Below are 12,890 nucleotides of genomic sequence, written 5' to 3'. Positions count from 1 at the left end.
TGACAGGTTGGGTCCGGCGTACCTATTGCCTGACCCAACATTCCGGCGACTTTGTGGATAGCGCAATGAAGGTTCTCGTCCCCGTCAAACGGGTGATCGACTCCAACGTCAAGGCCCGCGTCAAGGCGGACCAGACCGGCGTCGACCTCGCCAACGTCAAAATGAGCATGAATCCGTTCGACGAAATCGCCGTCGAAGAGGCCGTGCGCATGAAGGAAGGCAAGGAACACCACGCCGCCGGCACCGCCGACGAGATCGTGGTCGTCTCCATCGGCGTCACCCAGGCGCAGGAAACCATTCGCACCGCCCTGGCCATGGGCGCCGACCGGGGCCTGCTGATCCAGTCCGAAACGGACCTGGAGCCGCTGGCCGTCGCCAAGCTGCTCAAGGCGGTGGTCGACGAGGAGAAGCCGGACCTGGTCCTGCTGGGCAAGCAGTCGATCGACGGCGACAACAATGCGGTCGGCCAGATGCTGGCGGCCCTGCTCGATTGGCCCCAGGCCACCTTCGCCGGCAAGATCGTGATCGAGGGCGGCAAGGCCGTGGTGACCCGCGAAGTCGACGGCGGCCTGCAGACCGTGTCGGCGGCCCTGCCGGCGGTGGTCTCGGTTGACCTGCGCCTCAACACCCCGCGCTACGCCTCCCTGCCCAACATCATGAAGGCCAAGAAGAAGGAGATCGCGGTCAAGGCGGTCGCCGACTACGGCGTCGACACGGCGCCGCGCCTCAAGGTGCTCAAGGTCGCCGAGCCGCCCAAGCGCTCGGCCGGCGTGAAGGTGGCTGACGCCGCCGAACTGGTGTCCAAGCTCAAGTCCGCGGGGGTCCTGTAATGGCCGTTCTCGTCATCGCCGATCACGACGGCAACGCCGTTCGCGACACCACCCACAAGACCGTCACCGCCGCCCTGGCGATCTCGGGCGACGTGGACGTGCTGGTCCTGGGCCAGGGCGCCCAGGGCGTCGCCGACGCCGCCGCCAAGATCACGGGCGTCCGCAAGGTCCTGCTGGCCGAGAGCGCCGGCCTGGGCAAGATGCTGGCCGAAGCCGTCGAGGCCACCGTCCTGCCGCTGGCCGCCGGCTACGACGCCGTCCTGACCCCGGCCAACACCGACGGCAAGAATTTCGCCCCGCGCATCGCCGCCAAGCTCGACACCGCGCCGATCTCGGACATCGTCGAGGTCGTCTCGGCCGATACCTTCGTGCGCCCGATCTACGCCGGCAACGCACTGGAGACCGTCCAGTCGTCGGACGCCAAGAAGGTCATCACCGTGCGCCCGACCGCCTTCGCCGCCGCCGCTGACGGCGGCTCGGCCAAGGTCGAGACCGTCACCGGCGCCGACGCCTCCAAGACGACCTTCGTCAGCGAGGAAATGGTCAAGTCGGACCGCCCGGAGCTGGGCGCCGCCAAGATCGTCGTCTCGGGCGGCCGCGCCCTCGGTTCGGCCGAGGAGTTCCACGCCGTCATGGATCCGCTGGCCGACAGGCTCGGCGCGGCGGTGGGCGCTTCCCGCGCCGCCGTGGACGCCGGCTACGCCCCGAACGACTACCAGGTCGGCCAGACCGGCAAGGTCGTCGCCCCGGCTCTCTACCTCGCCATCGGCATCTCGGGCGCCATCCAGCACCTGGCCGGCATGAAGGATTCCAAAGTGATCGCCGCGATCAACAAGGACCCTGACGCCCCGATCTTCCAGATCGCCGACTACGGCCTGGTGCAGGACTACAAGGTCGCCGTGCCGGAGCTGATGAAGGCTCTGGGCTGAAGCCAGTCACAGGCTGAATGAAGAGGGCGCGGCGCCGGATGGGGCCGCGCTCTTTTTGTTGGGCGGATAGGAAACGGAGGCTCGCGAAGGCCACGTGGCGTCTGAAAGGATTCAACAATGAACCGCCTGACCGCCCTGCTGGAAGCCCTGATACAGATTCAACCTCACGCGACCAGTTGGTGTGGCGCTGCGCCGACCGAAGCGGCCCACGAAGCGCTTTTCGAAAGGCTTCCGTACAAATCGGCGGCGGACGAAATCCACGAGCTCAACCGGGAGGACGCCACGGTCTGGCTGAGCCTGCTGGCCGCGCACTCTCTGATCCACGGCGGTGGGCGCGAAAACGTGGTCGCCTTGCTGAAAGATGTCGAGTTTGGCTTCGAAGACTTGGCGGAGGACGCCAGGTTCTTCTCGCTCGGGACGTGGCAAGTCTCCCGTCGGGGCCGGCATTGGGACCGACTTCGGGCCGGCGAACCGTGGATGGGCAGGAAGTACATGGTCCACTTCTCCGGGCCCCATGTGGATGGCGAAGGCGTCGGAGGCGCGATTGTCGGATATGATCGGAACTTAGCGTTCGTGTTCGGCGTCGTGGAAGACGACTAGGCCTAGACCGCCTTCATCCCCATGACCACCCTCGCCATCCGCCTCACCCCCGGCGCCTCCGCCGACCGCATCGACGGTTGGGCCATGGACGCCGACGGCCGCCCCATCTTAAAGGTTCGCGTCCGCGCCCGGCCCATCGAGGGCGAGGCCAATGCGGCCCTGCTCAAGCTCATGGCCAAGGCGCTCGGCGTGCCCAAATCCGCCGTGACGCTGGAGCGTGGCGGCCAGTCCCGGACCAAGATGATCGCCGTCGCCGGACTGTCCGAAGACGAAGCGAAAGCCCGCCTTACCGACTTGTAATGTTTAGGGCCTTGTCGCGGCGGCCCTCAGCCTCTTGTAATCCGCCCCGAGTTCGCGCCGCCGTTTTCGAGGTTGGGCGCACAGGGGAGCTTTTCATGAGACTTCGCCGCCTGGCAGGCCCCGGCATTGCCGCCCTCGCCGTGCTCGCCCTCGGGGCCTGCGCCACCACCAGCACCGGAAGCAGCCAGACGCCCGCGCCTGACGGATCGTCCGGCGCCAAAACCCGCCAGCCGCTGGCGGCCGGTCTGGACTCCGCGATCAACCCCGATCCCTATCCGTCGACCTACCGCGGCCTGCCGCGCGAGAATTTCGCCATCGTCGGCGGCACCGTCCTGGACGGCGCCGGACGCCGGATCGAGAACGGCGTGGTCGTGGTCACCGATGGCCGCGTGGCCGCCGTCGGCGACGCCTCCACGGCCATTCCGGCCGGCTACCGCACGGTGCAGGCCAACGGCCGCTTCGTGACCCCGGGCATCATCGACGTCCACTCCCACCTGGGCGTCTATCCCTCGCCGGGCGTCAGCGGCATGAGCGACGGCAATGAGGCCACCAGCCCCAACACCGCCCAGGTCTGGGCCGAGCACAGCCTGTGGCCGCAGGATCCCGGCTTCAACGCCGCCCGCGCCGGCGGCGTGACCACCCTCCAGATCCTTCCCGGCTCGGCCAACCTGTTCGGCGGCCGCGGCGTGACCGTGCGCAACATCCCGTCGGTGACCATGCAGGGGATGAAATTCCCCGGCGCCCCTTACGGCTTGAAGATGGCCTGCGGTGAGAACCCGTCGCGCGTCTACGGCGGCCGCAACCAGAGCCCGGCCACGGGCATGGGCAATATGGCCGGCTATCGCGCCGCCTTCATCGCCGCCCAGGACTACCGCGCCAAATGGGACAAGTGGCGTGCGGACGGCGAGGGCTCGCCCCCGACCCGCAACCTGCAGAACGAGACCATCGCCGGCGTGCTGGACGGTTCGATCCTGGTGCAGAACCACTGCTACCGGGCCGACGAGATGGCCATGATGATCGACCTGTCCAAGGAGTTCGGCTTCAAGATCACCGCCTTCCACCACGCCATCGAGGCCTACAAGGTCGCGCCGCTGCTGGCCCGCGAGGGCATCTGCGCCGACATGTGGACCGGCTGGTGGGGCTTCAAGATGGAAGCCCTGGACGCCGTGGAGGCCAACGCCGCCCTCGTCGACGCCCAGCCCGGTTCGTGCGCGGTCATCCACTCCGACGACGCCGAACTGACCCAGCGCCTGAACCAGGAAGCCGCCGCGGCCCTCGCCGCCGGCCGCCGCATCGGCATGAACATCTCCGAAGAGCGGGCGATCAGCTGGATCACCCTGAACCCGGCCCGGTCGCTCGGCATCGCCGACCAGACCGGTTCGCTGGAAGCCGGCAAACGCGCCGACGTGGTGATCTGGAGCGCCAATCCGTTCTCGGTCTACGCCCGCGCCGATCAGGTCTTCGTCGACGGCGGCCTGGCCTTCGACCGCAGCAACCCGGCCTTCCAGCCGGTTTCCGATTTCGAGCTCGGCCAGCCGGGCTTCGGCCTGTCGGCCGCCAACGTGCCGCAGGGAGCCCGCTGATGCGCCTCAAGAGCCTCATCCTCGGCGCGGTCTGCGCGGCCGCGCTGTCTTCGCCCGCCTTCGCCCAGCAACTGACCGCCATCACCGGCGGCCGGGTCCTGACCGGCTCGTCCGTCATCGAGAACGGGACGGTGGTGATCCAGAACGGCCGGGTCGTCTCGGTCGGGACCGGCGCGGCCCCCTCCGGCGCCCGCGTCATCGACGCGCGCGGCAAGGTGGTCGCCCCCGGCTTCGTCGCGGTCGATTCCGGCCTGGGCGGTTCGGAGATCTCCTCGGTCAACGGTTCGGACGACCTCAGCAACGGCGCCAACACCATCAGCGCCGCCTTCGACGTCTCCTATGGCCTCGACCCCTGGTCCTTCACCCTGCCGGTCGCCCGTCTGGGCGGCATCACCCGCGCCATCGTCGTGCCGAACCATCCGGGCGGCTCGGGCGGGCATGAGCATCAGGACGACAGCGACTTCGCCGGCGTCGGCGCGGGCGGCTTCCAGTCGCCCAGTCTGTTCGCCGGCCAGGCGGCCATCATCCACCTCGGGACCGGCAACGACATCCTGGTCAAGCCGCGCGTGGCCCAGGTCGCGCCCTTCGGCGAGGCCGGAGCCGGCGTCGCCGGCGGCGCGCGCGGCGCGGAGTTCACCCAGTTCCGCGAAACCCTGACCGAGGTCCGGCTCTACGCCCGCAACCGCGCCGCCTATGACCGGGGCGCCGTCCGCGACCTCAGCCTGTCGCGCGCCGATCTGGAGGCCCTGATCCCGGTCGCCAACGGCTCCATGCCCCTGATCGTCACCGTGCGCCGCGCGGCCGACATTCAGCAGGTCCTGCGTTTGGCCAAGGAAGAAGGGATCAAGATCATCCTCGACGGAGCCGAAGAGGGCTGGCTGGTCGCCGACCAGATCGCGGCGGCGGGCGTGCCCGTGCTGCTGAACCCGATCTCCAACCTGCCCGGCAATCTGGAGACGCGCGGCGCGCGGATGCAGAACGCCGCGGCCCTGGACGCCGCCGGGGTGGTCATCGCCATCAAGGGCAACGAGGGCTCGATCCACCGCGCCCGTGAGACCCGCTACAACGCGGGCAACGCCGTCTCGCACGGCCTGCCCTACGATGCCGCCATTGAAGCGATCACGGTCAATCCGGCCAAGATCTTCGGCATGGCCGGCCAGTTCGGGGAGCTGCGCGCCGGCGCCGCCGCCGACGTGGTCGTCTGGTCCGGCGACCCGCTGGAACCGCTCAGCATCGCCGAGACCATCTTCGTCAACGGCCAGGAACAGGCGCCCACCAGCCGCCAGTTCCTGCTGCGCGACCGCTACCGCGCCGGCGGCGAGGGGGCGATGCCGCCGGCTTACACGCGATAGGCGCAACGGTTCTCCCTCCCCTCATGGGGAGGGTGGCCGAGCGGAGCGAGGACGGGTGGGGAACGGCTGCACGAACGCGCGGCCGCACAGTTCCCCACCCTGTCGTCGCTGGCGCGCCGACATCCCTCCCCACAAGGGGGAGGGAGAGCTAATGTACGACCCATGACCGCGTCCACCCTTCCCCGCATCTTCATCGACGCCGACGCCTGCCCGGTGAAGGACGAGGTCTATCGCGTGGCCGAGCGCTACGGGCTGAAGGTGTTCGTGGTCTCGAACGGCTGGATCAACACCCGCCGCGATCCGTGGATCGAGCAGGTCGTGGTCGACGCCGGGCCCGATATCGCCGACGACTGGATCGCCGAACGGGCCACGAAGGGCGACATCGTCGTCACCCAGGACATCCCGCTGGCCGACCGCTGCCTCCAGGCCGGGGCACAGGCGATCAAGTCCAACGGCACGCCCTTCACCGCCGACTCCATCGGCTCGGCCCTGGCGGGGCGGATGGTGGGCGAGCATCTGCGTTCCATGGGCGTGGCCACCTCCGGTCCGCCGCCCTTCGGGCCCAAGGACCGCTCCGCCTTCCTGCAGGCGCTGGACCGGGCCGTGGTCGTCGCCAAACGGGCGCTGGCATGACCGTCATTCCCGAGGATGAGCTGGAGTTCCGCTTCTTCCGCTCCGGCGGTCCCGGCGGCCAGAACGTCAACAAGGTCTCGACCAGCGTCCAGCTGCGCTTCGACGCCCGCAACTCGCCCTCCCTGACCGATGCGGTGCGCGAGCGGCTGATCAAGCTGGCGGGCAGCCGCGCCACCCTGAACGGCGAGATCCTGATCACCGCCGTCCGCTTCCGCACCCAGGAACGCAACCGCGCCGACGCCCTGGAACGGCTGCAGGGACTGGTGGACGAGGCCTCGATCAAGCCGGTCTACCGCGTGCCGACGCGCCCCACCCGCGCCTCGAAGGAGCGGCGCCTGGACGGCAAGGCGAAGCGGTCCTCGATCAAGAGCGGCCGCGGCCGGCCCCGGTCGGACGACGGCTGACGGAACCGGAGGCGGGTTTTCCCCGTTATGGCGAAGCTTGGGTCGATCGACCGGCCTGCTGTCTCCTGTTCAAGAAGGGCGCCTCCGCATGAAATTCGCCTCCCTCCCCCTGATCGCCGCAACGGCCGCCGTGTTCGCTCTGGCGGCGTGTCAGAGTCCCGAAGAGAAGGCCGCGGCCGCCGCCGAACGCCCGGCGACGGACGGCACGAGCGCCGCGGAGATCGCGGCCCGGGCGACGACGCCCCAGGCGTCGATGACGCCCGACGAGCGCGCCGCGTTGCGCGCCGAGCAAATCTCACTGCTGGATCAGGTCGGCGCCGAGCGCGCCAAGGGCCACGTCCGCGTGCCGGGCGTCGAGGATCAGGTCGTCACCCTGCAGCCGCTCCAGTCCCACAACTTCACGGTTCCGATGACGCAGGGCGTGCCCTACCTGCTCTTCGCCTCCTGCGACGGCGACTGCACGGTCGTGGACCTGGCCCTGCTGGACGCCTCCGGCGCGGTGATCAAGACCGACACGGACAGCGGAGACTTCCCCGTCCTGGACTTCACGCCCACGACGACCGGGACCTATACGGCCAAGATCACCATGGCCGAATGCAAGCTGGCGCCCTGCTACGCCTCCGCGCGGGTCTACCAGAAGCCCTGAACCTGAGCGGCCGGGCGCCTTATCGGCGCTCGGCCTGCACCTGAAGGGGCGTGCGGGGCAGGGTGGCCAGGGTCAGCTTGCCGTCGCGGTCGGTATCCAGCGAATAGAACCAGCGCTGCGTCGCCGCCGCCCATTCCTCGCTCGTGACGCGCTGGTCGATGTTGACGTCGGCCGACTTCACCGGCTGCGGCAGGTTGAAGAAGCCCGCCTCGGCGATCACGCCGTAGCCTTGGGGGCGGCCGCGCGGCGCGGGCCGACGGGTGCCGCCGTTCTGGGGCGCGAGGCCCACTGTAGAGGTGTCCACGCCCGACAGGCCGGCCATCCCGCCGCTACGCGGTCCACGGGGGCCGCCGGGCCCGCCCGGGCGTCCGCCGCCCATGCTGAAGCCGCGCAGGCTCCGTTCGTAGGCCGCCAGCTCGTCCTGGTTCAGCCGGCCGTCCCCGTCGGTGTCCAGGGTGGCGAAGAACCGCCGGCCGTCCGCCTCGAACTCCTCGAAGGTCACCGCGCCGTCCAGGTTGTCGTCCGCCCCGGTGAACCAGTCAGACGACGGCCAGGGCTGGCCGGGCTCGCCCTGGAAGGCCTCGCCGAACGGGCTGATGAACAGCGGCGGGCGGGGCGGAGGCTGCGGGCCGAAGGGATTGGCCGCGCCCGGCGCGCCCAGTCCCCCCACGTCGCTGGCGCAGGCGCCCAGCAGGGCGGTGAGAGACAGGACGAGCGCGGTCGTCCCCACGTGGATCGCACGCATGGGCAGGTCTCCGAAGGGGCAGGGTCTACTGGGCGGGCCGGAACAGCAGGGCGGCGACCTTGCCGTCCTGGAAGCCGATCACCCACTGGGTCGCGGCGTTGGCGAAGGTGACCGCGAACAGGTCCGCGCCCTCCTGGCTGCCGACGAAGTCGACCGCCTGCACCGCGCCGAAGCCGCGGATGAGGGGCAGCACCTGCGCCTCCTGCTCGCGCACCTTGGAGGCCAGGTCGTCGGTCATCAGCGAATAGTCGATCGCGCCGCTCTGGGCGCCGGCGATGATGGCCCGCAGGGTTTCCTCGGCCTTGGGGTTCGCGGGCGCGGTGACCGGGGGGATGGGCGCCGGCGCGCGGGCGGGGGTCTGGGCGGACCCGTCGAAGGTGTTGGGCACGCTGCCCGCGGCCACCTGGGCCTGGGCGGCGACGGGAGAGAGACCGATCAGGGCGGCCAGAACCAGCAACTTCATAGGGTCGTCTCCAAAGATCAGCTCAGACGATGGCGGGCCAAAGCGACAGAACAAGGGCGGCGGCCGAAGCGCAGATTGCAACGGTGACACACACGATCATCCAGGCCGGCGTCCGGGTTTCCCGGATGACCACAGTCTGCGTCTGCGGCGGATTTTGCGCCAGTCTGGCCAGCGCCTTCAGGGTGGCGCGCAACTCCTCGACGGCGTCGCGGATCTGCGCCTGCGGACCCAGTTCGCGGCGGATCCAGCGCTCGACCACCGGCTGGGCGGCGGCCCACAGGTCGTGATCGGGGTTCAGCCGCCGGGCGACGCCCTCCACCGAGACCATGGTCTTCTGCAGCAGGATCAGTTCGGGCCGCAGGTGCATGTCGAACAGGTCGGTGATCTCGAACAGCTGGCCCAGCAGCCGGCCCATCGAGACCTGCGACGCCTGCTTGCCGATGACCGGCTCGCCGACGGCGCGCAGGGCCTGGGCGAAGGCCTCGACCGAATGTTCCTTGGGCACGTATCCGGCCTCGAAATGGACCCGGGCGATGCGGTCGTAGTCGCGGCTGATGAAGCCCCACAGGATCTCGGCCAGATAGCGCCGCTCGGCCGGCCCCAGCCGCCCGACGATGCCGAAGTCGATCGCCGTCAGCTCCGCCGGGGCGTGGCAGAACAGATTGCCTTCGTGCAGGTCGGCGTGGAACGCCCCGTGGTCCAGCGCCTGGCTCAGGAAGGAGCGCACCACATTGTCGGCCAGCGCATTGACGTCCAGTCCGGGCTGAAGGGCCGCCGCCGGGTCGGTCAGGGGCATGCCCGGGGCCCATTCCAGCGTCAGCACCCGCTTGCCGACCCCGTCCCAGATCACGCCCGGCGCCGACATGTGGCCGGTCAGGCCCAGCGGATCCGGCTTGGCCATGATCTCCTTCAGCTCCGAGGCCGCCGCCGCCTCCAGCCGCATGTCCAGTTCCAGCTGCAGGGCGCGGGCGATGGTCTCGACGAAGGCCGAGGGCTGCAGCCGGCGCGACAGGGGGACGAACCGCACCGACAGCTTCGCGGCCAGGCGCATGGAGTCCAGGCCGTGCGCCACGCGCCGCTCGATCCCGGGGCGCAGAATCTTGACCGCCACCTTGCGGCCGTCGGCCAGATAGGCCGGGTGCGCCTGCGCCAGGCTGGCGGCGGCGACGGCGGGGGCGAAATCGGTGAACAGGGCCTCGACCGGACGGCCCAGCGACCGCTCGACCTCGCGCCGCGCCTGATCCAGCGGGAAGGGCGGCAACGCATCCTTGAGACGGCCCAGGTCGCGGGCGAATTCGACGCCGAAGATGTCGGCGCGGGTGGCCAGCACCTGCCCCAGCTTGATCGCCACCGGCCCCAGATGTTCGAACGCCTTGCCCAGCCGCTGGCCGGGGCGGCCGTCACGGCTCTCGCGCCCGGCGAACAGGTGCAGCAGATGGGCGATCCAGCGCGCCCAGACCGGCAGCAGGGGCGTGATCTCGCGCGGCGCCAGGGCGTCGTGGCGGATCAGCACGCCCAGCCAGCCCAGCAACCTCAGGGACGCGCCCAGCGGATCGCGCACCGGCACGGTGGCCGGCGGCGGCGGAGGCGTGCCGGGGTCGATCTTCTGGCTCAGATCGCCCACCCGTGATGGATGGCCGCGACGCCGCCCGACAGATTGGCCACCGTCACGCGGCTGAAGCCCGCATCCTCGATCATGCGCTTGAAGGTCGGCTGGTCCGGGAAGCGGCGGATGCTCTCGACCAGGTACTGATAGCTGTCCCGGTCCTTGGCCACCCAGCCGCCGATGCGCGGAATGGCGTGGAAGGACCAGGCGTCATAGGCCTTGCGGATCGGCGCCGCGATCGGGCGAGAGAACTCCAGGCAGAGGAATCGCCCACCCGGCTTCAGCACCCGGCGCGCCTCGCGCAGGGCCTGGGACACGTCGGCCACGTTGCGGATGCCGAAGCTGATCGAATAGGCGTCCACCGAGGCGTCCGGAAGAGGCAGGGCCATGGCGTCGCCCACGCTCCAGCTCATCTCCGGCTCGCCGCCCTTGTGGACCCCGGCCATGATCATCTCGGCGTTGTAGTCCAGCACGATGACCGAGGCGTCCTCGCCCCCCATCCGCAGCTGGGCCGCCCGGGCCATCTTCGAATAGCGGCGCGACATGTCGCCGGTGCCGCCCGCGACGTCCAGGATGGTCTCGCCCGGCCGCGGGTTCAGCTTCGCCGCCGCCGCGTCCTTCCAGAGCCGGTGCACGCCCGCGCTCATCAGGTCGTTCATCAGATCGTAGTTCGACGCCACGGAGTCGAACACGCCGCGCACCATGCGGACCTTTTCCTTGGCGTCCACGTCGCGGAAGCCGAACGAGGAGGTCTTGCCAGTGCTTTGGCCGGACGGGGTTTCGGAGGCGTCGGTCATGCTTGCGGTCTAGCGCTTCGCCGGGGCCGCGTCATCCGTCTGTGTGGCCGCAGGATGCGGTCTTTAATGCGCGGCGTTCGGCCTCGGCACGCCCAGGTCCTTCATCACCCCGGAGATCAGGCCGTAGCAGCCGCAGGACGCCTTCTCGAGGCCCGGCCGGTCCAGCACCTCGACCCAGCCCCGACCGCGCCGGATCAGGCCCTTGTCCTCGATCTCGGACCCGACCTCCGACACCGTGGCGCGGCGCACGCCCAGCATCCCGGCGATGTCCATCTGGGTCAGGTGGATCCGGTCGCCGCCCGCCCGGTCGTGCAGGGTCAGCAGCCAGCGCGCCAGTCGCTCGTCCAGCCGGTGCTGGGCGTTGCAGGCGGCGGTCTGCTGCACCTGGGCGAACAGGCTTTCGGTGAAGCGCGACAGGGCCTCGCGCATGGCCTCGCTCTCGCCCAGCGCCTCGGAGAAGACGTCCGCCGGACAGCAGGCGGCCGAGCCCTCCAGCTGGGCGATGGCGCGGCTGGAGGCGCGGGCGTTCAGCGGCCCGCAGGTGACGCCGACCAGCCCCTCGCGGCCGATGGCGGCGGTCTCGACCATGTGGTTCTCGGCCAGCACGGTCATCAGGGACACCACGCCGGTCAGCGGGAACCACACCTCGTCCACCGCCTCGCCGGCGTCGTACAGCATCTGGCCCTGGGTGAACGGGCGTTCGGTCAGGTGCGGTTCAATGCGTTTTCGGTCCGCCGCGGGCAGGGCCGTGATCCAGAGATTGTCCATGATGTTGTCGGCCTCGGAATAGTGACGCTCGGTAACGCTCACGCTTACCCCCTCGTTCCTGCCTTCCGTCGCTTGTGGCGCGGCGCCGGGCGCGATACGCCGGATAAAACGGAGGGAACGATGCCGGAACAGATTGACGTGGCGGAAGCTCTGGGCGGCCTGCCGCTCTGGCGAAAGGCGCAGGACCCGCGCCCGGCCATCGCCCGCACCCTGGTCTTCGCGGACTTCAACGCCGCCTTCGGCTTCATGACCCGCGTCGCCCTGCTGGCGGACAAGGTCGACCACCATCCGGAATGGTCCAATGTCTACAATCGGGTGGAGGTCCTGCTGACCACCCATGACGCCGGCGGCGTGACCGAGCGCGATGTGAACATGGCCCGCTTCATCGACGAAGCCGCCGCTGCGATGGGAGCCCAATAATGGGGAAAGAAGCGATGGCCGGACGCGTCTCGGGCAAGAAGATCCTGATCACCGGCGCCGCGGGCGGGCTGGGAACGGCCATGGCCCACATGCTGGCGCGCGAGGGGGCGAAGGTCGCCATCACCGACGTCAACCTGGACGGCGCCCAGGCCCTGGCCGACGCCGTGAACGCCGAAACGCCCGGCAGCGCCTTCGCCTTCGCCCACGACGTGACCTCCGAGGATCAGTGGATCTCGGTCATCGCCGCCGCCGCCTCGGCCATGGGGGGGCTGTCCGTGCTGGTCAACAACGCCGGCATCGGCGGCCCGCTGGCCTTCGTCGAGCAGGACACCGTCGAGAACTGGCAGCGCCAGTACGAGATCAACCTGCGCTCCATCATGCTGGGGACCAAGCACGCCATGCCGCTGCTGCGCGAGAACGCGCCGGCCTCGATCATCAACATCTCGTCGGTGGCGGGCCTCGCCGCCGCGCCGGGCATGGGCGCCTACAACGCCACCAAGGCGGGCGTCTGGATGTATTCCAAGACCATCGCGCTGGAGGCGGCCAAGATGGAGTGGAACGTCCGTTCCAACTCGGTCCATCCGGTCTTCATCAAGACCCCGATCCTCGACCCCTTCGTGGCCATGGCCGGCGGCGACGAGGGCAAGGCGCACGAGCGTCTGGCCCGCGGCATCCCGCTCAAGCGCATCGGCGAGCCGGACGACGTGGCCTACTGCGTCGTCTACCTGGCCTCGGACGAGTCGAAGTTCATCACCGGGACCGAGTTCGTCATCGACGGCGGCATGCTGGCCCAATAGGGCCGCCGGGACGTCCC

Annotated in this window: 16 protein-coding genes; 11 read left to right on the top strand and 5 right to left on the bottom strand. The window is 69.8% G+C overall.

Features of this window, described 5'->3' with window-relative positions; all coding sequences use genetic code 11:
* Positions 1-65: 65 nt before the first annotated feature.
* From AC07NB_RS07675 to AC07NB_RS07635, 9 genes are all read left to right on the top strand, one after another.
* Positions 66-830 carry an electron transfer flavoprotein subunit beta/FixA family protein gene (locus AC07NB_RS07675; RefSeq protein ID WP_494570535.1) on the top strand — a complete coding sequence of 255 codons (765 nt, stop codon included), beginning with the start codon at positions 66-68 and terminating at the stop codon, positions 828-830.
* The gene (locus tag AC07NB_RS07670) at positions 830-1,759 is read left to right on the top strand and encodes an electron transfer flavoprotein subunit alpha/FixB family protein (RefSeq protein WP_494570536.1); all 930 of its coding nucleotides are present in this window, start codon (positions 830-832) and stop codon (positions 1,757-1,759) included. The genes AC07NB_RS07675 and AC07NB_RS07670 overlap by 1 nt, the downstream gene beginning before the upstream one ends.
* Before the next feature lie 117 nt (positions 1,760-1,876).
* Complete coding sequence (locus AC07NB_RS07665; RefSeq protein WP_494570537.1) at positions 1,877-2,359, top strand: hypothetical protein; 483 nt, start codon at positions 1,877-1,879, stop codon at positions 2,357-2,359.
* A gap of 21 nt (positions 2,360-2,380) precedes the next feature.
* Positions 2,381-2,659: a DUF167 domain-containing protein gene (locus AC07NB_RS07660; protein ID WP_494570538.1), complete on the top strand. Its 279-nt coding sequence runs from the start codon at positions 2,381-2,383 to the stop codon at positions 2,657-2,659.
* A gap of 95 nt (positions 2,660-2,754) precedes the next feature.
* Positions 2,755-4,242 carry an amidohydrolase gene (locus AC07NB_RS07655; protein ID WP_494570539.1) on the top strand — a complete coding sequence of 496 codons (1,488 nt, stop codon included), beginning with the start codon at positions 2,755-2,757 and terminating at the stop codon, positions 4,240-4,242.
* Positions 4,242-5,594: an amidohydrolase family protein gene (locus tag AC07NB_RS07650; protein WP_494570540.1), complete on the top strand. Its 1,353-nt coding sequence runs from the start codon at positions 4,242-4,244 to the stop codon at positions 5,592-5,594. Before AC07NB_RS07655 ends, AC07NB_RS07650 begins: the two co-directional genes overlap by 1 nt.
* A gap of 162 nt (positions 5,595-5,756) precedes the next feature.
* A complete protein-coding gene (locus AC07NB_RS07645; protein ID WP_494570541.1) occupies positions 5,757-6,227 on the top strand; it encodes a YaiI/YqxD family protein in 471 nt (156 codons plus the stop codon).
* A complete protein-coding gene (gene arfB / locus AC07NB_RS07640) occupies positions 6,224-6,631 on the top strand; it encodes an alternative ribosome rescue aminoacyl-tRNA hydrolase ArfB (RefSeq protein WP_291836427.1) in 408 nt (135 codons plus the stop codon). The genes AC07NB_RS07645 and arfB overlap by 4 nt, the downstream gene beginning before the upstream one ends.
* A gap of 88 nt (positions 6,632-6,719) precedes the next feature.
* Complete coding sequence (locus tag AC07NB_RS07635) at positions 6,720-7,277, top strand: hypothetical protein (protein WP_291836424.1); 558 nt, start codon at positions 6,720-6,722, stop codon at positions 7,275-7,277.
* A 19-nt stretch (positions 7,278-7,296) separates the two neighbouring features.
* Here the strand turns inward: AC07NB_RS07635 and AC07NB_RS07630 are convergent, their stop codons facing one another.
* The 5 genes from AC07NB_RS07630 to AC07NB_RS07610 all read right to left on the bottom strand — a co-directional run bounded on the left by AC07NB_RS07630 (position 7,297) and on the right by AC07NB_RS07610 (position 11,698).
* Complete coding sequence (locus AC07NB_RS07630) at positions 7,297-8,022, bottom strand: hypothetical protein (RefSeq protein ID WP_494570542.1); 726 nt, start codon at positions 8,020-8,022, stop codon at positions 7,297-7,299.
* Positions 8,023-8,047: 25 nt separating this feature from the next.
* The gene (locus AC07NB_RS07625) at positions 8,048-8,485 is read right to left on the bottom strand and encodes a hypothetical protein (protein WP_494570543.1); all 438 of its coding nucleotides are present in this window, start codon (positions 8,483-8,485) and stop codon (positions 8,048-8,050) included.
* A gap of 22 nt (positions 8,486-8,507) precedes the next feature.
* Positions 8,508-10,109, bottom strand: coding sequence for a 2-polyprenylphenol 6-hydroxylase (gene ubiB, locus AC07NB_RS07620; protein ID WP_291836417.1), 1,602 nt, complete (start codon positions 10,107-10,109; stop codon positions 8,508-8,510).
* Entirely contained in the window at positions 10,097-10,888 is a 792-nt protein-coding gene (locus tag AC07NB_RS07615) for a class I SAM-dependent methyltransferase (RefSeq protein ID WP_492311971.1), read from the bottom strand. Before AC07NB_RS07615 ends, ubiB begins: the two co-directional genes overlap by 13 nt.
* Before the next feature lie 63 nt (positions 10,889-10,951).
* Positions 10,952-11,698: a Crp/Fnr family transcriptional regulator gene (locus tag AC07NB_RS07610; protein WP_492311972.1), complete on the bottom strand. Its 747-nt coding sequence runs from the start codon at positions 11,696-11,698 to the stop codon at positions 10,952-10,954.
* Between the two features lie 78 nt (positions 11,699-11,776).
* On the opposite strand from AC07NB_RS07610, the gene AC07NB_RS07605 reads away from it, so the two are divergent.
* Complete coding sequence (locus AC07NB_RS07605) at positions 11,777-12,076, top strand: 4a-hydroxytetrahydrobiopterin dehydratase (RefSeq protein WP_494570544.1); 300 nt, start codon at positions 11,777-11,779, stop codon at positions 12,074-12,076.
* On the top strand, positions 12,076-12,873 hold the full coding sequence (locus AC07NB_RS07600; protein ID WP_494570545.1) for an SDR family oxidoreductase: 798 nt from the start codon (positions 12,076-12,078) through the stop codon (positions 12,871-12,873). Before AC07NB_RS07605 ends, AC07NB_RS07600 begins: the two co-directional genes overlap by 1 nt.
* Positions 12,874-12,890 lie beyond the last annotated feature (17 nt).

Source organism: Brevundimonas sp. GW821-FHT09G01, from assembly GCF_059416065.1.
Note: the sequence above shows the minus strand (reverse complement) of the source record. Positions and strands in the feature narration are given on the sequence as shown.